Here is a 20,243-nt window from a genome sequence, read left to right as displayed (position 1 = left end):
CTTCCGACACTCTAAATGAAAGACACTGATTACGAAGACGATGGCCAGATCAGCAAATCTGAGCTCAAGCGCGAAGCACACCGCCATCAGGATATGGGCAAGCGCCTGACCGAGCTGAACGCCAGCAAGTGGAAAGAACTGCCGATCACTGAGACGCTGTACAACGCTCTGGTGGAAAACGCCCGTCTGAAGCAGCACGAAGCCAAGCGCCGTCATATGCAGTACATCGGCCGTCTGATGCGCGATGAAGATGTGGACGCCATTCAGGCACGCATTGATCTGTTCGATCCATCCAGCGAAGCCTACGGCCGCCGCATCAAGCAGCAGGAACTGTGGCGTACCCGTCTGGTGAACGACCCGAACGCGCTGAACAGCTTCATTGAAGAATTCCCCGAGGTCGACCGTCAGGCGCTGCGCAATCTGGTGCGCAACGCCCAGAAAGAAATGAGCACAGAACCGCCGAAGCCGGGCACCGGCTACAAGAAGCTGTTCCAGTTCATTAAGGAACAGATGGCCGACTGAGGCTGACTCTTCCCCATAAAAAAAGCGCCGGTCGGCGCTTTTTTATGCGTTCAGAATCCGCAATCAAACCCGCTTGTGCGCCATCACCGGCATTTTACGGCGAATGTCCGCCAGCAGCTCCGCATCGGTATCGGCCAGCGCTACACCGGGTTCATGGCCCAGCTCGGTCAGCACCCGTCCCCACGGATCAATAATCTGCGAATGCCCCCAGGTCTGGCGCTTGTCGTCGTGCCAGCCGCACTGATTGGCCGCCAGCACATAGCACTGGGTTTCAATCGCCCGCGCGCGCAACAGCACCTGCCAGTGCGCTTCGCCTGTGGTGTAAGTGAAGGCCGCCGGTAACGAAAGAATGTCTGCGCCCCGGGCGCGCAGCTGGTGAAACAGCTCCGGGAATCTCAGGTCGTAGCAAATCGCTAGACCGAGCTTACCGGCCGGCGTGTCGACCACCACCAGTTCATCACCGGGCGCAAAACGCTCGGATTCGCGGTAACTGCCGTGCGCATCGCCGACATCGACATCGAACAGATGAATCTTGTCGTAGCGCGCAATCTGGTGCCCCTGATCGTTGAATACCAGCGTCGCCGAACGCACGCGCGGGTCACCGTCCGGGCAAGGCATAGGGACTGCACCGGCCACCAGCCAGATACCATGTTGCGCGGCCAGCTCGCCCAGCCGGCGCGGATACTGGCTATCCGCCGCAATCGCCTGATACTGGCGACCGTCCAGCGTCAGTGCCATTTCCGGCAACAGGGCCAGCACGGCACCCGCTGCTGCTGCGTCGGCCAGCCGCTCGGCGATGGCGCTGAGATTCTGTTCAATGTCGGGCTGACTGGAGATTTGAATGGCGGCGATGCGGCCCATCAGTCGTCGCCTCCGAAAATCTGGAATACGCTCTTCACCCGTTCCCACAGACCGCGGTCTTTCTTCCCTTCGACCTTGTTATCAAAGGCCTGATTGATCTTCAGATCGGGTTTCTGCCAGCTGCCCTTCAGGTCGTAACTGGCGCTGGTAAAGCGCGACAGTTCATCACCGATCAGCTTTTCGGTCACGTAAATAGACGCGGCGACCGGTGGCGCCAGACCGGCCAGCAGCGCCACCAGCGGCAGCGTACTGGACACAGGGAAGGTCACCACCAGTTTCATGTTCAGCGATTCATCCACCAGACTGGTCGAGCCTGTGGTCAGGAATTTCGCACCCGGGCCATCAAGGCTCAGCGGTTCGGTCAGGGTCAGCAGGCCATTCTCGATTTTGGCTTTCCCCTTCAGCGTGTCGAACGCGACACCCGACTGATACAGGTCGGAGAAGTCGAGCTTCAGACGACGGGCCACGGAGTTGAAGTTCAGCGCTCCGAACGCCTTCAGGGCGCCGGCCCCCTCCGCCGCCATGTGTCCGTCCTTAATGCGGATACTGGTCAGACCGTTGAGCGTGCGGGTGTTGAACGCCATCGGCGAACCGGTCCAGCTCAGCTGCAGCGCCGAATTCATGTCTTTGCCTTCGATCGCGGCTTCCTGACGGAAGGCCCGCTGCACCCGGCCGATGTCTTTGCTGGTGATATTGAGTACATCGAGCGCGGTGGTGTGCTGATCACCCTCGCGCAGCCAGCGCACATCGCCGTTAAAAATCAGGCCTTTCATGTCGCTGTCGGTGATGTGGAAATTGGCACCGCCGGCCACCGGGCGGCTCTGGATGTTCCACGCGCCGAAGTTACGGCTGCCGATATAGAGCTCACCCAGTTTCAGATCGAGCGCCGGTAAATCCGCCGGCTGCATGGCCAGCAGAGGGTCTGGCTTTTCTTCGGCAACAAGGGTTTCGCCCGCGACAGCCGTCTCGCCGGCAACGTCGCCTTCAGACGCTTCAGCAACGGGCCCGGCTGCAGCCGTCTCATTCAGCGCTGTCTCACTCAGCTCCGCATCCGCCACCTCAGCATCCGCCACGGCAAGCGCCTGTTCAGCCTCGGTCGCGTCTGCTTCGGACGATTCCGGCAGGTGAATGTAATCCAGATTGAGCACGATGGGCTGATTGTCCGGCTTGAGCAGAATATTGCCCTGAACCAGCGTGCTGTTCACCGTGAAATCCCATTCGTTCCACTGCTGCGTACCCAGCACATGCGTCGGCCCCATGGCCATGCCCCAGGCATCGACGTCGGCCAGCGTGACGTCCATGCTGCGCACCGGGCCCGACTCCTGAGTTGCACCGGCCGGGGCTTTGGCTGGCTCGCTGGCGGAGGTCCGGGCAGCGGCAGCCATCAGCTTCTGCCAGGCGCCCCACCAGGCTTCGGCGTTCAGGGTTTCCGGTATCGCACCGCGGATTTCAATGCCTTTGTCGGCCGGCAGGAAAGGCTCGGAATCGCCCAGATACACCTGCCCGCGATCGACGCCTTCAGCGCCCATCGCCATCGCCAGCCGCACGCGGCTGGCGTAATTCATGTTGATGCGGGTTTCGGCGCCCGGCATGACTTCAACCTGCAGCGGCCGTTCTTCACCGGCGGTTTTGCCCATCGGCGCCGGCAGATCAATCACAGTACCGGTTAACGGCGAGTTCAGCGCAAAACGGACACCATCGCCGCCGATCAGCAGGCGGGCGTCGTAGGTCAGACGACCACTGACCGGATCGAGCAGAAACAGCGGCAGCCATTCCTTGAAGGCGTCCATACCGGCCTCGCCCTTACCGCTCAGCACCATGTCGAAGCCGCCGGCGTGGACTTTGGAATCGATGCCGCCCGAGAAATGACCGCCGAACATATCGCCTTCCAGCCAGTTCGACAGCAGGCCATAACGGGTGCTGTATTTCACTGTGCCGTTGAGGTTATTCACCGACAGCCGCAGATTGTTCAGCGTCAGCTGGTTGTCGGTCAGTTCCGCTTCGAACTGCACATCCGGCGTCGGGTGCTCGCCACCCAGTGGCATGTCCATCAGCAGGTGGGCCTTCATCGGACCTTCCGCCTGCCAGTCGTCCAGCGCGTGGTGCACCACCTCCGCCAGCGGCGTATCGGTCAGGTATTTCAGGCCTTCGGTGGTGGTGCCTTCTAAGTTGGCGTTCACGCTCAGATGCGGCAGGCCGTCGGCGCCACGCACAATCTGAATGCGGCCATTGCGGCCGGCCAGAGTGCCACCGAGCGTGTTGCCCGTTTCGATGCGCACGTCCAGCTCGGGCGAACGCAGCAGCATACGACCACGCAGGTCGCTGATTTCCGGCCAGTCCTGCAGATAGCGGATGCGGGTTTTATCGAAGCCCAGATACAGCTGGGTGGTCAGACTGTTGGCCGGATGATCCTGCCCCAGTTCAGAATTGAGGATAAAGGCGCCGTCGCTGAACTGACCGTCAAGGATGGAGTCGTCGATCCACTTGCGGATGCCGTCATCCAGAATCTTGGGCACCAGCTGGGATTTCAGTGACGCCGGCACCGACGGCAGCCCCACCAGCAGGCTCAGCGACGACTCAACATGGCTGTTGTGCAGCGGTGTGGCCATGGCAAGCTCAGCTCCCAATGGCCAGGCTTTGCTGCTGCCATCGTCCTGAATCTGCACCAGTGAGCCCTGCAGACCACGCACCTGCAACTGGGCGTAATCGGCATTGAGCGCCCAGAAGAAGCGGCCCGATACATCCTTCAGCACCCAGGGCTCGGCGTAGACGTCTTCCAGATGCAGACTGAGATCGTCCTGCGCCACGGTCAGAACCCCACCCGCCGGCTGCAGATGCAGATCAGCCGTCAGACCGCTGAAGGCCGGAATGCCGTGGTACGCCAGACTGGAGACTTCATTCAGGTGCGCGCGCACATCCACTTTCGGATGCTCACCGGCAATCACAGATACGCGCACATCGTTGGCCATGCCCGACGCGCCGGTGGCGTCGATGTAACGGTCAAACGGCTCCGGCACCAGCTGATGGCTCATCAGAAAATCGCGGGCGGCGGCCAGATCCACCGCTGGAATACCAATCTGCCAGCCCTTGCTGGCCGGCAGGGTGACCGCCGACAGACTCAGCTGAGTAAAGGGCAGCGGTTCGTGAAATTCGGGTTTCAGTTGCAGGTGCCAGTCGTCGCCATTGTGGCGGCCGGCCAGGGTCAGACGGCCAGCGGTAAGGGTTACCGGCTCGCCACGCGTGGTCAGGCTGAATGCGGGAACGTCAGCATCCAGCCGGGCGGCGTACAGGTCGCCGTTGCGGATGCTGAGCCAGGCCTGCGCGCCGGCGGTCAGGCGGGTAATGCTCAGGCCAGCCGGCAGCTGCGACGGAATCCAGCGGCTCCATTCCTGCGGCTGCACGTCGAGGTACACCTCGCCGTCCTGATTTTTCCACGGCCACAGGTCGCCTTCGAGCGATGCGGCCACGCGCACGTTGGCCACCTGTTCGCGGCCCCACGACAGGGTGCCGTCCACTTCATGGCTGTCGCCCTGATTGCGCCACACCAGCTGGGTGACGTTCATTTCTTCGCGGGTGTTGTCGATGTCGAACGCCACCAGCTGCCAGTCGCGGAAGATGACGGTCTGCTGCAACGACAGCAGCGTCAGCCACAGAGACTGAGGCGCTTTCTGCTGGCCGCTGTCGGTACTGTCCTCAGCCGGATGATCGGTCGCTGCCAGACTGACCGGCCACTGCGAACCGATGCGCCAGTCGCGTTCGCCGGTCTGATGCACTTCGGCGCGGATGCCTTCGATTTCAATGCGGCGGAACACCGGCAGGCGGTAAAACAGACTGGCACTGACGTCGAGTTCCGCTTCCATGGAGCGGATGCTGATGCCGTCGCCGGCCTCGCCCAGTTGCACGTCGTTGAAACGCACCAGCGGCGACAGGCGGCTCCAGCCGCCGGTCATCTGACCGATGACAACAGGCTGCTTAAGGATGGCACTCAGCTGCTGTTCGATGTCGGGTTTCCAGGTTTCTGCCAGAGGAATGAGCTGCCGTCCGGCGCTGGTGTACAGGGCAAGGCTGACCGCCGCCACCACCAGAGTGATCCAGATTTGTGTCCACAGCTCACGCAGCCAGCCCATGAGAATTCCTGATCCCTATTGAAGAACGATGTCGTACTGATCCTGTGCGTACTGGGCTTCGACCTGCAGCTTGATGGCCTTGCCAATAAAGGCTTCAAGGTCGGCCAGGCCGTTGCTGTCTTCGTCCAGTAAGCGGTCCACCACCTGCTGACTGGCCAGAACCAGGTAGGTTCCGGCGCCGTAGGCACGTTCTTCACGCAGAATTTCACGGAAGATTTCGTAGCAGATGGTTTCTGCGGTTTTCACCGAACCGCGCCCGCCGCAGTGCGGGCAGGGTTCCATCAGCATCTGCTCCAGACTTTCGCGGGTGCGCTTGCGCGTCATCTCCACCAGTCCGAGTTCTGACACGCTGCTGATTTTGGTTTTGGCGTGGTCTTTCTCCAGCACCTTCTCCAGCATGCGCAGCACCTGACGCTGGTGTTCAACTTCGACCATATCGATGAAATCGAGAATGATGATGCCGCCCAGATTGCGCAGACGCAGCTGACGGCCAATGGCCGTCGCCGCTTCCAGATTGGTTTTGAAGATGGTTTCTTCCAGATTGCGGCGGCCGACAAAACCACCGGTATTCACGTCGATGGTGGTCATGGCTTCGGTCTGATCGACCACCAGATAGCCGCCGGACTTCAGCGGTACCTTACGTTCGAGGGCGCGTTGGATTTCGTCTTCGACGCTGTACAGTTCAAACAGCGGGCGCGGGCCCGGGTAGTATTCGATGCGGTCGGATACTTCCGGCACGTACTGGCTGACGAACTGCTCGATCTTCTGGAAAGTTTCGCGCGAGTCGATGTAAATCTTGTTCACTTCCGGACGCGCGTAATCGCGCAGCGTACGCAGCGACAGCGGCAGCTCGTCGTACACCAGCGTGCGCGGTTTGTTGTCCTTAATGCGCTCTTCGAGCTTGCGCCACAGACGACGCAGGTAACGGGTGTCGGCCAGAATTTCATCTTCGCCCACGCCGTCGGCGGCGGTACGCAGAATAAACCCGGCTTCGCCACCGGCCAGCCCTTCGGCTTCCATGCAGCGGTTAACCAGCTGTTTAAGACGGTCGCGCTCGCCTTCATCGTCGATGCGCTGCGACACGCCAACATGACCTTCGCCCGGCATAAACACCAGATACCGCGACGGAATGGCCAGCTGCGTGGTCAGCCGCGCCCCTTTGGTACCGATCGGGTCTTTGGTGACCTGCACCACCAGCGACTGGCCTTCGTGCAGCAGGGTGTTGATCGGCGCATGGGCGTCGCCATCACCAATTTCGGCAGCGTGAATAAACGCCGCGCGCTCAAGGCCGATGTCGACAAACGCGGCCTGCATACCCGGCAGCACGCGCACCACCTTGCCTTTGTAGATATTGCCCACCAATCCGCGGTGGTTGGTGCGCTCAATGAAGATTTCCTGCACCACGCCGTTTTCGACAATCGCCACCCGGGTTTCGGTCGGGGTTACGTTCATCAGAATTTCGGCGTTTACGCTGATTCCTTTTCCCATATGGGGACTCCGAATTCCTGCAACAGGGCCGCCGTTTCGGTCAGTGGCAGCCCTACCACATTGCTGTAACTTCCTTCGATGCCTGCCACCAGCACGGCGCCCTTGCCCTGAATGCCATAAGCACCGGCTTTGTCGGCAGGTTCACCGGTGGCCACATAGGCCTGAATCTGTTCGCGGCTCAACGCGCAGAAGGTCACCTGGGTAACCACGGTCTGCACTTTGCTGCGTCCGCCCTGCACCAGCGCGATCGCTGTCATCACCTGATGCGTGCGCCCGGACAGAGACGCCAGAATGCGGCAGGCGTGCGCGGCATCATCGGGCTTGCCGAGAATCTCGCCGTCGCACACCACGGTGGTGTCCGAGCCGAGATACACGGTATCCGCCGGCTGCAGCGCATTCAGTCCGGCGACCGCCAGTGCTTTCTCAAGCGCCAGCCGGGCCACATAAGCGGCCGGCTTTTCACCGGCCTGCGGGGTTTCGTCGATGTCGGCAGTGGCGGTGCTGAAGCGCACGCCAATCTGCTGTAAAAGTTCGCGCCTCCGCGGTGAGGACGAAGCCAGAATCATCATGTCAGATGCATCCGCACCAGCACGGCGTGGCTGATGGCCGAAACCCACGGCCAGACCAGTGCCGAGGTCAGCGCCGGGCCCCACAGCGCAATCGGCGCCATGTTTTCACTGACCAGCGCCACGCTCCAGTACATCAGCAGTTGCTGAATGGCCACCAGCAGGAACACCACACCGGTCTGCTGCAGGAAATGGAACATCATCATGCGCCGGTACAGAATCTGCAGCAGGAATACGTGAACCGCCAGAGTGACAATGTGCGTGCCGAGCAGCGAGTGATGTTCGACGTCGAGCATCAGGCCGAACGGCAGCGCCACCCACAGACCAAACACCGACGGCGCCTGCAGCACCAGCAGCGTAATGATCAGCAGCACCCAGCTCGGTTGCAGCCACAGCAGCACATCCGGCATCGGCAGATGCTCGAACATAAAGGCCAGAAACAGGGCGGTGGCGACCAGAATAAAACTGCGGATATTCATGCTTACTGCCCCTTCCAGATATCAGCCGGCGGCACTTTGGCGGCGCCCTGACTGAACACGAGCAGCAGATGGCGGCTGCGGTCGAGATGAGCACTCGGCTCGGCGGTGACCACCGCGAAGGATTTGCCCGGTACGTTTTCCACCTTAGTGACGATGCCCACCGGATAACCGCGCGGGTAACGGCCGCCCAGACCCGAGCTGACCAGCAGGTCGCCTTTGATGATGTCGGCGGTGTTGGGGACGTAAATCAGTTCAAGCTCGTCCAGCGAGCCCGTGCCCACAGCGATGGCACGCACACCGTTACGGTTTACCTGCACAGGAATGGCATGGTTGGAGTCAGCAATCATCAGCACGCGCGCGCTGTACGGCATAACGTCAATCACCTGACCGAGCAGGCCGTAGGCATCCAGCACCGGCTGGCCGATGAAGACGCCGTCTTCACCACCCTTATTGATCAGAATCTGCTGACTGAACGGGTCGGGGTCGACCGCAATCACAGACGTCACGAGAACGCGGTCGTCGACCTGTTCCGAGGCGCTCAGCAGTTCACGCAATTCGATGTTTTCGGCTTCGAGCGACGCCAGACGCTGAGCACGCAGCTCCAGCACCAGATTGCGCGCCGATAATTGTTTGTTTTCAGCCAGCAGCTGATGGCGGGTAGTCGATGACTCGCTGAACCAGTCGCCGATGGCGCCGGGAATAAGCGCCGTCTGCTGCGCCGGAGCAAGCAGGTATCCGGTGAAATAACGAACGGGCTGCAACCAGGACTTGTGGCTGTCGAGCCACATCAGAGCCAGTGCCACGACCACAATGAGTAGTACCCGCTGTCGCTGAAAGGGCGACACCTGAAACTGCGACCTGATAACCCTGTCTCCGCCACGTGTTATGGAAGGGCTAACTATACCGGTTCACCGGAATGCGAACCAGCCGCGACAGGCGTCTGGCCGACCTTCGCCGTGTAAAAAAGCGTCGGCACAGGTGAGCAGATGCAGAATGTGCCAAACACGGAAATGAAAGCCGGCCGAAAACCGGGGCTTATAAATGCGGGACAGAAATGCGAGACAGAAATACGGACGAGAAACGACGCCTGACAACAGCCCATAAAAAAACGGAGCCAGCGCTCCGTTTCTTTTTTAACCACTCGTGTTACCCCAGAGGGCAGGGCGGTTATTCCTGTTCCAGCATTTCCAGCTGACGTTCGGTCGCGGTTTCGAGGAAACGACCGCCGCCACGGGCCACACAGGTCAGAGGGTCATCAGCTACGATCACCGGCAGGCCGGTTTCTTCGCTCAGCAGCTTGTCGAGATCACGCAGCAGCGCACCACCACCGGTCAGCACCATGCCGCGCTCGGCCACGTCAGACGCCAGTTCCGGCGGAGACTGTTCCAGAGCACCTTTCACGGCCTGCACGATGGCCGCCAGCGATTCTTGCAGCGCTTCCAGTATTTCGTTGGAATTCAGCGTGAAACTGCGCGGAATACCTTCCGCCAGGTTACGGCCGCGGACGTCGATTTCACGCACTTCACCGCCCGGATAAGCGGTACCGATTTCCTGCTTGATACGCTCTGCGGTGGCTTCACCGATCAGGCTGCCGTAGTTACGACGCACATAAGCCACGATGGCTTCGTCAAAACGGTCGCCGCCGACTTTTACCGACTCGGCATACACCACGCCACTGAGGGAGATGATGGCGATTTCTGTGGTACCACCACCGATATCCACCACCATGGAACCGCGGGCTTCATCCACCGGCAGACCGGCACCGATGGCCGCCGCCATTGGCTCGTGAATCAGGTAAGCGCGGCTGGCGCCGGCACCCAGTACGGAATCACGGATCGCTTTGCGTTCAACCTTGGTGGCCTGGTACGGCACACACACCACCACGCGCGGGCTTGGTGGCAGCAGACTTTTCTCGTGCACCCGTTTAATGAAGTACTGCAGCATTTTTTCAGTCACTTCGAAGTCGGCGATAACGCCGTCTTTCATCGGACGGATAGCCTGAATGTTACCTGGCGTACGGCCCAGCATGCGTTTGGCTTCGGAACCGACCGCCGCCACACTCTTCTGATGGCCCTGCAAGCGGATTGCCACCACGGACGGCTCATTCAGAACAATGCCTTTGTCGCGCATGTAAATCAGGGTATTCGCAGTTCCCAGGTCGATCGACAGATCACTGGAAAACATGCCTCTTAACTTCTTAAACATCCAATGGCTTCCTGTTCACAGGTGGCAAAAAAATTGCCGATAACTCTAGCAACCGTGGGGATTCAGGGCAAGGAGCATTTATGCTACCCTCCCCGCTTTCCAACACGCATCACAACTGGAGTAAGCGCATGGCTCTGGACCAGCAACAGGTTCGTGACATTGCCGATCTGGCGCGTCTGCAAATTGACGAAAACCAGATCGCTGACTATCAGAAAAATCTGAGCAACATTCTGGACCTTGTCGACCAGTTAGCAGCTGTCGATACCTCTGCCGTTGAACCAATGGCTCACCCTCTCGATGCCGTGCAGCGTCTTCGTGCTGACGTGGTCACTGAAGGTAATCAGCGCGCGCATTTCCAGCAAATCGCGCCGCAAACCGAAAACGGTTACTACCTGGTTCCGCGCGTCGTTGAATAACGCCCGTCGCCACCGTTCCGGTTAACCTCCAGGTACAAGGATTCTTTATGCACAACAAAACCATCGCCGAGATTTCCCGCGATCTGGCCGCAGGCGAATACAGCAGTGTGGAAATCACCACTGAACTGCTGAGCCGGGTGAAACAACTCGACAGCCAGTACAACAGTTTTATTACCGTTACCGAAGATCAGGCGCTGGCTCAGGCCAAAGCCGCCGACGAACGTCGTGCCGCCGGTAACGCCAGTGCCATGACCGGCGTACCCATCGCCCACAAAGACATTTTCTGCACCAACGGCACTCTGACCACGTGCGGCTCAAAAATGCTCAGCAATTTTGTTGCCCCGTACGACGCCACCGTTGTGGAGAACTTCAACAACGCCGGCACCGTGTCACTGGGCAAGCTGAACATGGACGAGTTCGCCATGGGCTCGTCCAACGAAAGCTCCTTCTTTGGCGCCGTGTCTAACCCGTGGGATACCGACCGCGTACCGGGTGGTTCATCCGGTGGTTCCGCCGCCGCCGTTGCCGCCCGTCTGGTACCGGGCGCTACCGCCACCGACACCGGCGGTTCCATCCGCCAGCCGGCCGCTCTGTGTGGCATTACCGGCCTGAAGCCGACGTATGGCCGCGTATCGCGCTGGGGCATGATTGCCTATGCATCCAGTCTGGATCAGGGCGGCACCATGACCCGCACCGCCGAAGATTCGGCCATGATGCTGAACGTAATGGCCAGCTACGACGCCAAGGATTCCACCTGCGTTGACCGCGAAGTGCCGGACTACACCGCCAGCCTGAACAACAGCATCGAAGGCATGACCATTGGTCTGCCGAAAGAATATTTCCGCGACGACCTCAGCGCCGACATGCAGCAGGCGGTGCGCAACGCCATCGCCGAATACGAAAAGCTGGGTGCGAAAGTGAAAGAAATTTCACTGCCGAACACCCATCTGGCCATCCCGGCGTACTACATCATTGCCCCGGCCGAATGCTCCGCCAACCTGTCGCGTATGGACGGTGTGCGTTTTGGTCATCGTTGTGAAAACCCGAAAGACATTAACGACCTGTACAAGCGTTCCCGTGGCGAAGGCTTCGGCAACGAAGTCAAACGCCGCATCATGGTTGGCGCATACGCGCTGTCCGCCGGCTTCTACGACGCCTACTACAAAAAAGCGCAGCAGGTACGTCGTCTGATTCAGAACGACTTTGTTAACGCCTTTAAAGACGTCGACATCATTGCCGGCCCGGTAACTCCGACTCCGGCGTTTAAGCGTGGCGAGCACACCGCTGATCCGGTGGAAATGTACCTCGAAGACATTTTCACCATCGCCCTTAACCTTGCCGGTCTGCCGGGCATGTCCATCCCTTGTGGTCAGGTGAATAATTTACCTGTGGGCCTGCAGCTGATCGGTAATTACTTCGACGAAGCCCGTCTGCTGAATGCTGGCCATCAGTTCCAGCTGGCAACCGACTGGCACCAGCAAAAACCGTCCGGCGTATAAGGGGTTAAGAGATGGAATGGGAAGTTGTAATCGGCCTTGAGATTCACGCTCAGCTGGCCACCAAATCAAAAATTTTCTCCGGTGCTTCCACTCAGTACGGCGCCGACGCCAACACGCAGGCCTGCGCCGTGGACCTCGGTCTGCCGGGCGTATTGCCGGTATTTAACGAAGATGCCCTGCGCATGGCGGTTAAATTCGGCTTAGCCATCGATGCAGAAATCGGTAAAAAATCGGTATTCGACCGTAAAAACTATTTTTACCCGGATCTGCCGAAAGGCTACCAGACCACCCAGCTGCATCACCCGATTGTTGGCCCCGGCCATATCGAGATCGAACTGGAAGACGGTACCACCAAGCGCATTAACGTTACCCGTGCTCACCTGGAAGAAGACGCCGGTAAATCGGTACACGAAGGCTTTAACGGCATGTCCGGTATCGACCTTAACCGTGCCGGTACACCACTGGTAGAAATCGTGTCCGAGCCGGAAATGCGCACCGCCAAAGAAGCGGCTGCTTATTTCCGTAAAATGCACAGCATTGTGACTTACCTGGGTATTTGTGACGGCGACCTGTCACAGGGCTCCATGCGTTGCGACTGTAACGTGTCTCTGCGTCCGAAAGGCCAGAAAGAATTCGGTACCCGAACCGAAATTAAAAACGTGAACTCCTTCCGCAACGTTGAACGCGCGATTGAAGCCGAAATCGAACGCCAGATGGATATTCTGGAAGACGGCGGAAAAATCATGCAGGAAACCCGCCTGTACGACGCCGACAAAAACGAAACCCGCGGTATGCGCTCGAAAGAAGTCGCCAACGATTACCGCTATTTCCCGTGCCCGGATCTGCTGCCGGTCATTATCGATGATAATTACATCGAAGCCGTGCGCGCCACACTGCCGGAATTACCGGACGCCAAACGCGCCCGCTTTGTAAAAGATCACGGCCTTTCTGCCGTTGATGCGGCGGTACTGTCCTCCGACCGCGATCTGGCACACTACTTTGAAACCGTGGCCAAAGCGGCTAACGATTACAAACTGGCGGCCAACTGGGTACAAGGCGACGTTAACGCCGCACTGAACCGTCTGGAAATCAGTATTGCTCAACTGAGCGTTTCCGCCGAACAACTGGGCCGTATTCTGCAGCTGATTAAAGACAGCACACTGAACAACGGTGGCGCCAAAGAAGTGTTCAACGCCCTGCTCGACGGCAAAGGCGACAACACAGTGGAAGCCGTGGATAAGCTGGTCGACTCACTGGGTCTGAAACAGGTATCCGATACCGGCGCGATTGAAGCGATTGTTGCCCAAGTACTGGCCGACAACCCGAAACTGGTCGAAGGCTATCTGGCCACGCCCGTTGATAAACGCGCCAAGGCGATTGGTCCGTTTATTGGTTTAACCCGTAAAGCCGCTGCTGGTGTAAACCCGCAGGTGGTGATGGAAGTTCTGCAGAAAAAGCTGAACGAGTTGGGGTGATACTCCAGTCGGACGTCGGACGCTTTAGGTCTGATGCGAAACGCTTTAAGCAATAAAAAACCGGGCAATTGCCCGGTTTTTTATTTCCCACCAAATTCAGGGAGAGTCAGATTTCTGCAAGATCACATCATTTACCTGAGCAAAGACTTCGCTCGACGGAGCATTTTCCTGCAACCATTGATACATTACCCACAACAAAACCGGAATGTATAACGCCAGCGACGCGGAAATAAAATGCGAAATACCATCCGCCAACCATTTCGGAAAATCCAACCCCAGCATCAAAGAAACTAATCCGATATTCGCCAGCGCCATCAATATAACAACAGGAAACAGTACCAGGGCTGACTTCAGATAATAACCTTTCATCAGAGTAACGCTGGATGATATCGCCTCAATCGGCCCTTCACCCTTAAGCAGAATAATCAGTGGGGTAAATACACTCAGCAGCATCACCAAAAGCCCTGGCACCACGAACAGCACATAGCCGATGGAAGCAGCCACTGAAATGAACACAGCGGCTATCAGATAGACCAGTATGCGTTTAAACGTAAAATCACACCCGATATTCAGACGGCTTAACAGTACCCAATAAGCGCCAAGTGCAATAATACCCTCCAGCAGTAAGCTACCCATCTGAGCTAAGAGAGCCAGCGGTTTAAAATAGTGATCTATCAGCGCAATCGCTATCTGCAGGAAAATTAATGGCGCCAATGTCAGCCAAAGTATAAATCCGTGCTTCCGGACCAACGCCAGAGCATCACGATTCAGGGCTAAAGCATTCATTCCTGCGAGTCCGTTCAATGAAGATTCGTCAGAAGATATCCCATCACGAGCTGATTTGGTACCAATCCGTCAGACTTCAGTATTTATCCGAGAAAACCAGGAGACCGTTATATCTGTTACAGCCTCCCGGCATGAGAGTAAACGTCCTTCAGAACGACGGCATCTCGCCCTCGACACCTTCCACATACCAGTTCATACGTTCCAGCTCCTCGTCCGACAGGAACTCGCCTTTGCGCACCAGCTCACGACCACGACTGCTGCGGATCGGACCGGAAAACACGTTGAACGTTTTATTCTGAATCTGTTGCTCTACCGCCAGCACCTGACTGCGCACATCGGCAGGAATTTTATCGCTCAGGTTATTTAACTGGGCAATATTATCGCTCATACCGAGCCACAGGCGCTTACCGCTCCAGTTGCCGTCTTTCAGCGCCTGTATCTGGGTCGCGTAGTATTTACCCCAGTCATATCCGACCGAGGCAATCTGGGTTGTCGGGGCAAACTCCGACATATCCGAGTGGAAGCTGATGGCGTACACGCCCGCCGCTTCGGCTTCTTTTACAACGGCCGGTGAGTCAGTGTGGTGAGTGAGGACATCAACGCCGTCTTTCAGCATTTCTTTGGCCAGAACAGAGGCTTTTTCCGGTGCATACCACTGACGCGTCCATTTCACTTCGACAATGGCATCCGGATTGACTCGACGTACGCCAAGGGTGAAAGCATTTATGCCACGGATGACTTCAGGAATCGGGTGGGCGGCAACAAAACCGATACGGTTTGAGCGTGTCATGGCGCCGGCAATCATGCCGGATAAATAGCGGGGTTCGTAAGCACGTGCTGCATAGCTGCCGAGATTTTCACTCAGACGCAAACCCGTGGCGTTATCGAATTTTACCGCGGGGAATTCTTTCGCGATTTTCGCGGTGCTGACCATGTAGCCCCACGATGTGGTGAAAATAATATCGTTCTCGGCGGCGAGCTTACGGATAACATCCGCCGAGGCTCGACCTTCCTGAACAAATTCCACATATTCGGTTTTTACATCCGCACCGAAGGTTTTTTCGAGGAACTGTCGCCCCTCATCGTGCGAATGTGACCAGCCCACTTCCTTAGCCGGACCAACATAAACAAAAGCGGCGCGCACCTGAGCTTCTGCCATCAAAGGCAGAGCGCAAACAACGGCAAGAAAACATTTGAGAGAGTGACGGAAGAACATAAAACCCGACCAATAGTCTTGACCAAACGGTCAGGTATTATGCTCAGCAACCATTGGCCTTCAAGCGCGCAATCTTAATTTATGGAGCGCATTCACAATTAATCGGCAAAAGTGGTCAAATAGTCGTCAATTAACAGAAAAATACCCAGTGAGAGGCATTGTTTTACGGACTTGCAGGGCAAACGCACCGCACAATGCGCATAAAAAAACCGCCTTGCGGCGGTTCTTTTACGTGCGTTGCGAATCTGCTGAGCTTATTTCACCACTTTAAGCGATGGCTTACCGTCGCCTTTGGGTGGTTCCGGTTTTACCGGCGGTGGTGGCGGCATGTCATCCGGATCGGGCGCACCCGCTTCGGAACCAAACACCATACCCTGTCCGTTTTCACGGGCATAAATAGCCAGAATCGCCACCACAGGAACAAACACCGACATCGGCACACCGCCAAAGCGGGCGCTGAAGGAAATGCCGGCGTCATCGATGAACAGGTCTTTTACGGCACCAGGACTGATGTTCAGTACAATCTGGCCGTTATTCACGTATTCCTGCGGTACCTGCACGCCCTGCAGGGTGGCATCCACCAACACATACGGCGTGCAGTTATTGTCGAGAATCCACTCGTTCAGCGCCCGTACCAGATACGGACGGCTGGGCGTCATGGTTTTACTCATCAGTCGCGCATTTCCCGTTCGGCTTCAGACAGGCTTGCCTGGAAGCTTTCGCGGTCGAACAGACGCTCCATGTACTGCAGCAGTGCTTTGCACTGTTTTTCCGGCAGTTCGATGCCCATGGCTGGCAGACGCCACAGAATCGGGGCGATGCAGCAATCGACAATGGAGAATTCTTCGCTCATGAAGTACGGCATTTCAGCAAAAATCGGGCTGATGGCGATCAGGCTTTCAGTCAGCTCTTTACGCGCTTCGTCCACCTCTTTGCCTTTACCGGTCAGAATGGTGCGAATCAGAGCGCCCCAGTCTTTTTCGATGCGGTTGATCCACAGACGGCTCTGAGCACGGGCAACCGGATAAACCGGCAGCAGTGGCGGATGCGGGAAACGCTCATCGAGGTATTCCATCATCACGTTTGGCTCATACAGAACCAGCTCACGGTCGACCAGCGTCGGCAGCGAGTTATATGGGTTCAGTGTCGCAATTTCTTCCGGCTTGTTGTCCGGATCTACGTCGTAAATGTCGACCGCAACGCCTTTTTCTGCCAGCACGATACGTACGCGATGACTGTAGTGATCAGCCGCGTCCGAAAAGAACGTCATGGAAGAGCGTTTCGTCACAACCCCCATAGTTTCCTCACCTTTTTCCAGAATCTGTTTGCAAACCCAATAAACAAATAGAGCCCGGCCGCGTATTCCGCGGCCGGGCTTTGTTCAGCAGGACATTTCGTCTTACTTGAAGTCTTTCCAGTATTCTTTGTTCAGGAAGTACACAGGAACAAAGAAGATCACCAGGAACAGCAGAACCCACCAACCAATGGTCTGACGTTCCAGCGCAATCGGTTCAGCAACATACACCAGGAAGTTCACCAGGTCGTATACCACTTTGTCGAACTGCTCAGGGGTCAGTTCACCAGCCTGATCCAGATACAGAACATGTTCATGTTCTTCTGTAATTTCCTGACCAGTCAGAGTGTCATAACCCACTTTAACCTGGGCAGTACCCAGTTTCTGAACACCCTGCAGGTGACCCAGTACGTTTGGCATACCAACGTCTTTGAATACAACGTTGTTCACGCCCCACGGACGGCTTGGGTCTTCGTAGAAGCTGCGCAGGTAGGTGTATACCCAGTCAGGACGACGCACACGGGCTACCAGAGTCAGATCCGGTGGCGTAGCACCGAACCATTTTTTGGAGTCCGCTTTGGACATACCAATGGTCATCAGATCGCCGAACTTTTTGTCACCTGCAAATACCAGGTTGTCCATCATCAGCTTTTCCGGAATATCCAGATCGCGGGCAACACGGTTAAAACGGGCGTGCTCCAGAGAGTGACAGCCCATGCAGTAGTTAGCGAACACTTTGGCACCACGCTGCAGCGACGCAGTGTCGTGCAGGTCAGTGCGGTGGTGATCCAGGTGTACGCTGCTGCCGGATGCCAGTGCAATTGCCGGTACGAAGGCAGCGATCAGTGCGAAAATCTTTTTCATGCTTAGTGGCCTCCGGTTACACGCTCAGGTACTGGTTTGGTTTTTTCCATGCGGGTGTAGAAAGGCATCAGCAGGAAGAAGCCAAAGTAAATAACCGAAGCAACCTGAGCGATCATGGTCAGAGTCTCAGTTGCTGGTTGAGTACCCAGCCAGGTCAGCAGTACGTAGTCGAATGCAAAGACAACGATGAAGATTTTGCTGATCCAGCCTTTGTAGCGCCAGCTGCGAACCGGGCTGCGGTCCAGCCAAGGCAGTACGAACAGTACAGCGATAGCAGCAGCCATGGCGATAACACCAAACAGCTTGTCCGGTACTGCGCGCAGGATGGCGTAGAACGCACCGAAGTACCACACAGGAGCAATGTGCTCAGGGGTCTTCAGACCATTCGCTGGTTCAAAGTTAGCGTATTCCAGCATGAAACCGCCGCCTTCAGGCGCGAAGAACATGACAGAACAGAACACCATCAGGAACACAACGATACCGACCAGGTCGTGTACGGTGTAGTAAGGGTGGAACGGTACGCCGTCCAGCGGCTTGCCGTTTTCATCTTTGTGTTTCTTGATATCAACGCCGTCTGGGTTGTTGGAACCCACTTCGTGCAGAGCCAGCAGGTGCAGAACCACCAGCATGACCAGCACCAGAGGTACAGCAACCACGTGCAGAGCGAAGAAGCGGTTCAGGGTGGCACCGGAAATCAGGAAGTCACCACGGATCCACTCAGTCAGTTCATTACCGTAAGGCAGAACCGAGAACAGGGAGATAATTACCTGCGCACCCCAGTAGGACATCTGGCCCCAAGGCAGTACGTAACCCATGAAAGCTTCCGCCATCAGAGCCAGGTAAATCAGCATACCGAAAATCCAGATCAGCTCACGCGGTTTCTGGTATGAACCGTACATCAGCGCACGCATCATGTGCAGATATACAGCAATAAAGAAGAAGGTAGCGCCAGTGGAGTGCATATAGCGCAGCAGCCAGCCCCACTCTACGTCACGCATGATGTACTCAACGGACGCGAAAGCACCTTCGGCACTTGGTACGAAGTTCATGGTCAGCCAGATACCGGTCAGGATCTGGTTGGCCAGCATCATCATGGACAGTACGCCGAAGAAGTACCAGAAGTTGAAGTTCTTCGGAGCATAGTACTTGGACATATGCTTTTCGTAGGTCTGAGTGACTGGCAGACGATCGTCAATCCAGCCCATCAGAGTGTTTTGGTTCTTGCTCATCAGGCTTTCTCCTCGTCAACGCCGATTACAACTACGCCGTCGCTCTCGAACATATAAGGCGGAACCTCCAGGTTCTTAGCCGCCGGAGAGCCTTTGAATACACGACCTGACAGGTCAAAACGGGAACCGTGGCATGGGCAGAACCAGCCGCCTTTCCAGTTGGCATCGAATGGTTCTGGTTTCACTTCGGCGTGGTACTTAGGCGCACAACCCAGGTGAGTACAAACACCCAGCAGGATGATCAGTTCTGGCTTGCGGGAACGGGTAATGTTGTCCGCGTAAGCAGGCTGCTGTTCTTTTACCGTGTTTTCCGGGTCTTTCAGGCGTTCCGCCAGACCTGGCAGGTTGTCCAGCATTTCCTGAGTACGACGAGCAATGTACACAGGCTTACCGCGCCACTCGGCAGTCAGCATCGCACCTGGTTCAATTTTGCTGATATCGACTTTGGCCGGAGCGCCAGCCGCTTTTGCCCGTTCACTTGGAACCCAAGATTTAACGAAGGGCACTGCAACAAAGCCTGCTCCGACAGCGCCGACAGCAGCGGTCGCGCCCAGAAGCAGAGTGCGCCGACCCTTATTCACGCCGTCTTGACTCATTACCATCTTCTCCCATCAAAAAAATTCTTCTTGCTACCTGGGGCGTCCCGCTGTGTGTTTTTTCTGAGCAGACCCAGCGTAGCATACAGAGCGGCGCACATAGTAAAGAAAAGCATGTATGGAAACAACCGAAAAACCCACGCGGAATAAGGTTTTAGGCATAAAAAAAAGCGCCCATTGACCTGAGACAATGGGCGCTTTTTTCGCAGAATTCTGCCAGCGAATTAACGCTTGGAGAACTGTGGCTTCTTACGTGCTTTACGCAGACCCACTTTCTTACGTTCAACTTCACGAGCGTCACGGGTTACGTAACCAGCTGCACGCAGAGTAGGACGCAGAGTTTCGTCGTATTGCATCAGGGCACGGGTGATACCGTGACGGATTGCACCAGCCTGGCCGTTGCCGCCGCCGCCCTGAACGTTAACGATAACGTCGAATTTTTCCAGGCTCTCGGTCAGTTCCAGAGGCTGACGAACTACCATGCGGGCAGTCTGACGGCCAAAGTAAACATCCAGAGGACGCTGGTTAATAGTGATGGTGCCTGTACCAGGACGCAGGAACACGCGAGCTGTGGATGTCTTACGACGACCGGTACCGTAGTATTGAGTGACTGCCATAAT

At 56.9% G+C, this 20,243-nt stretch carries 19 protein-coding genes; 4 read left to right on the top strand and 15 right to left on the bottom strand.

Translation table 11 applies throughout. From position 1 onward, the window contains the following. Positions 1 to 15 precede the first annotated feature (15 nt). A complete protein-coding gene (gene yjgA / locus ACQUQU_RS00940) occupies positions 16 to 522 on the top strand; it encodes a ribosome biogenesis factor YjgA (protein WP_430461374.1) in 507 nt (168 codons plus the stop codon). A 63-nt stretch (positions 523 to 585) separates the two neighbouring features. On the opposite strand, the gene ACQUQU_RS00935 is transcribed toward yjgA, so the two are convergent. The 7 genes from ACQUQU_RS00935 to ACQUQU_RS00905 form a co-directional block, all read right to left on the bottom strand. Further along, positions 586 to 1,383, bottom strand: coding sequence for a carbon-nitrogen hydrolase family protein (locus ACQUQU_RS00935; protein WP_430461373.1), 798 nt, complete (start codon positions 1,381 to 1,383; stop codon positions 586 to 588). Further along, positions 1,383 to 5,510: a YhdP family protein gene (locus tag ACQUQU_RS00930; protein WP_430461372.1), complete on the bottom strand. Its 4,128-nt coding sequence runs from the start codon at positions 5,508 to 5,510 to the stop codon at positions 1,383 to 1,385. The genes ACQUQU_RS00935 and ACQUQU_RS00930 overlap by 1 nt, the downstream gene beginning before the upstream one ends. Positions 5,511 to 5,525: 15 nt before the next feature. Further along, positions 5,526 to 6,998, bottom strand: coding sequence for a ribonuclease G (rng, locus tag ACQUQU_RS00925; protein WP_430461371.1), 1,473 nt, complete (start codon positions 6,996 to 6,998; stop codon positions 5,526 to 5,528). Beyond that, positions 6,977 to 7,567 carry a Maf family protein gene (locus ACQUQU_RS00920; protein WP_430461370.1) on the bottom strand — a complete coding sequence of 197 codons (591 nt, stop codon included), beginning with the start codon at positions 7,565 to 7,567 and terminating at the stop codon, positions 6,977 to 6,979. The genes rng and ACQUQU_RS00920 overlap by 22 nt, the downstream gene beginning before the upstream one ends. Next, positions 7,564 to 8,043, bottom strand: a complete 480-nt coding sequence (mreD, locus tag ACQUQU_RS00915) for a rod shape-determining protein MreD (RefSeq protein ID WP_430461369.1) — start codon at positions 8,041 to 8,043, stop codon at positions 7,564 to 7,566. Before mreD ends, ACQUQU_RS00920 begins: the two co-directional genes overlap by 4 nt. Positions 8,044 to 8,045: 2 nt before the next feature. Continuing rightward, positions 8,046 to 8,888 (bottom strand): rod shape-determining protein MreC, encoded by an 843-nt coding sequence (mreC, locus tag ACQUQU_RS00910; RefSeq protein ID WP_430461368.1) that lies wholly within the window; start codon positions 8,886 to 8,888, stop codon positions 8,046 to 8,048. Between the two features lie 322 nt (positions 8,889 to 9,210). Next, positions 9,211 to 10,248: a rod shape-determining protein gene (locus tag ACQUQU_RS00905; protein ID WP_430461367.1), complete on the bottom strand. Its 1,038-nt coding sequence runs from the start codon at positions 10,246 to 10,248 to the stop codon at positions 9,211 to 9,213. A 128-nt stretch (positions 10,249 to 10,376) separates the two neighbouring features. Here ACQUQU_RS00905 and gatC point away from each other — a divergent pair, with 128 nt between their 5' ends. Genes gatC through gatB form a run of 3 tightly spaced genes read left to right on the top strand, consistent with a single transcriptional unit; the run spans position 10,377 to position 13,638 of the window. Further along, positions 10,377 to 10,664: an Asp-tRNA(Asn)/Glu-tRNA(Gln) amidotransferase subunit GatC gene (gene gatC / locus ACQUQU_RS00900; protein ID WP_430462999.1), complete on the top strand. Its 288-nt coding sequence runs from the start codon at positions 10,377 to 10,379 to the stop codon at positions 10,662 to 10,664. A 47-nt stretch (positions 10,665 to 10,711) separates the two neighbouring features. Beyond that, positions 10,712 to 12,163, top strand: a complete 1,452-nt coding sequence (gatA, locus tag ACQUQU_RS00895) for an Asp-tRNA(Asn)/Glu-tRNA(Gln) amidotransferase subunit GatA (RefSeq protein ID WP_430461366.1) — start codon at positions 10,712 to 10,714, stop codon at positions 12,161 to 12,163. A gap of 11 nt (positions 12,164 to 12,174) precedes the next feature. Next, positions 12,175 to 13,638, top strand: coding sequence for an Asp-tRNA(Asn)/Glu-tRNA(Gln) amidotransferase subunit GatB (gene gatB / locus ACQUQU_RS00890; protein WP_430461365.1), 1,464 nt, complete (start codon positions 12,175 to 12,177; stop codon positions 13,636 to 13,638). 96 nt (positions 13,639 to 13,734) lie between these two features. On the opposite strand, the gene ACQUQU_RS00885 is transcribed toward gatB, so the two are convergent. The 8 genes from ACQUQU_RS00885 to rpsI form a co-directional block, all read right to left on the bottom strand. Further along, positions 13,735 to 14,424, bottom strand: a complete 690-nt coding sequence (locus tag ACQUQU_RS00885; RefSeq protein ID WP_430461364.1) for a hypothetical protein — start codon at positions 14,422 to 14,424, stop codon at positions 13,735 to 13,737. 148 nt (positions 14,425 to 14,572) lie between these two features. Then, positions 14,573 to 15,568 carry a BMP family ABC transporter substrate-binding protein gene (locus tag ACQUQU_RS00880; protein WP_430461363.1) on the bottom strand — a complete coding sequence of 332 codons (996 nt, stop codon included), beginning with the start codon at positions 15,566 to 15,568 and terminating at the stop codon, positions 14,573 to 14,575. Positions 15,569 to 15,894: 326 nt separating this feature from the next. Further along, complete coding sequence (locus tag ACQUQU_RS00875) at positions 15,895 to 16,311, bottom strand: ClpXP protease specificity-enhancing factor (protein WP_430461362.1); 417 nt, start codon at positions 16,309 to 16,311, stop codon at positions 15,895 to 15,897. Next, positions 16,311 to 16,937: a stringent starvation protein SspA gene (gene sspA, locus ACQUQU_RS00870; protein WP_430461361.1), complete on the bottom strand. Its 627-nt coding sequence runs from the start codon at positions 16,935 to 16,937 to the stop codon at positions 16,311 to 16,313. The genes ACQUQU_RS00875 and sspA overlap by 1 nt, the downstream gene beginning before the upstream one ends. Before the next feature lie 102 nt (positions 16,938 to 17,039). Continuing rightward, complete coding sequence (locus ACQUQU_RS00865) at positions 17,040 to 17,798, bottom strand: cytochrome c1 (RefSeq protein ID WP_430461360.1); 759 nt, start codon at positions 17,796 to 17,798, stop codon at positions 17,040 to 17,042. A 2-nt stretch (positions 17,799 to 17,800) separates the two neighbouring features. After that, entirely contained in the window at positions 17,801 to 19,027 is a 1,227-nt protein-coding gene (locus tag ACQUQU_RS00860) for a cytochrome b (RefSeq protein WP_430461359.1), read from the bottom strand. Then, positions 19,027 to 19,623 carry a ubiquinol-cytochrome c reductase iron-sulfur subunit gene (gene petA / locus ACQUQU_RS00855; protein ID WP_430461358.1) on the bottom strand — a complete coding sequence of 199 codons (597 nt, stop codon included), beginning with the start codon at positions 19,621 to 19,623 and terminating at the stop codon, positions 19,027 to 19,029. Before petA ends, ACQUQU_RS00860 begins: the two co-directional genes overlap by 1 nt. 224 nt (positions 19,624 to 19,847) lie before the next feature. After that, positions 19,848 to 20,240 (bottom strand): 30S ribosomal protein S9, encoded by a 393-nt coding sequence (rpsI, locus tag ACQUQU_RS00850; RefSeq protein ID WP_430461357.1) that lies wholly within the window; start codon positions 20,238 to 20,240, stop codon positions 19,848 to 19,850. Positions 20,241 to 20,243 lie beyond the last annotated feature (3 nt).

Source organism: Thalassolituus sp. LLYu03 (assembly GCF_050507655.1).
Taxonomy (GTDB): Bacteria; Pseudomonadota; Gammaproteobacteria; order Pseudomonadales; family Oceanobacteraceae; genus Venatoribacter.
Note: the sequence above shows the minus strand (reverse complement) of the source record. Positions and strands in the feature narration are given on the sequence as shown.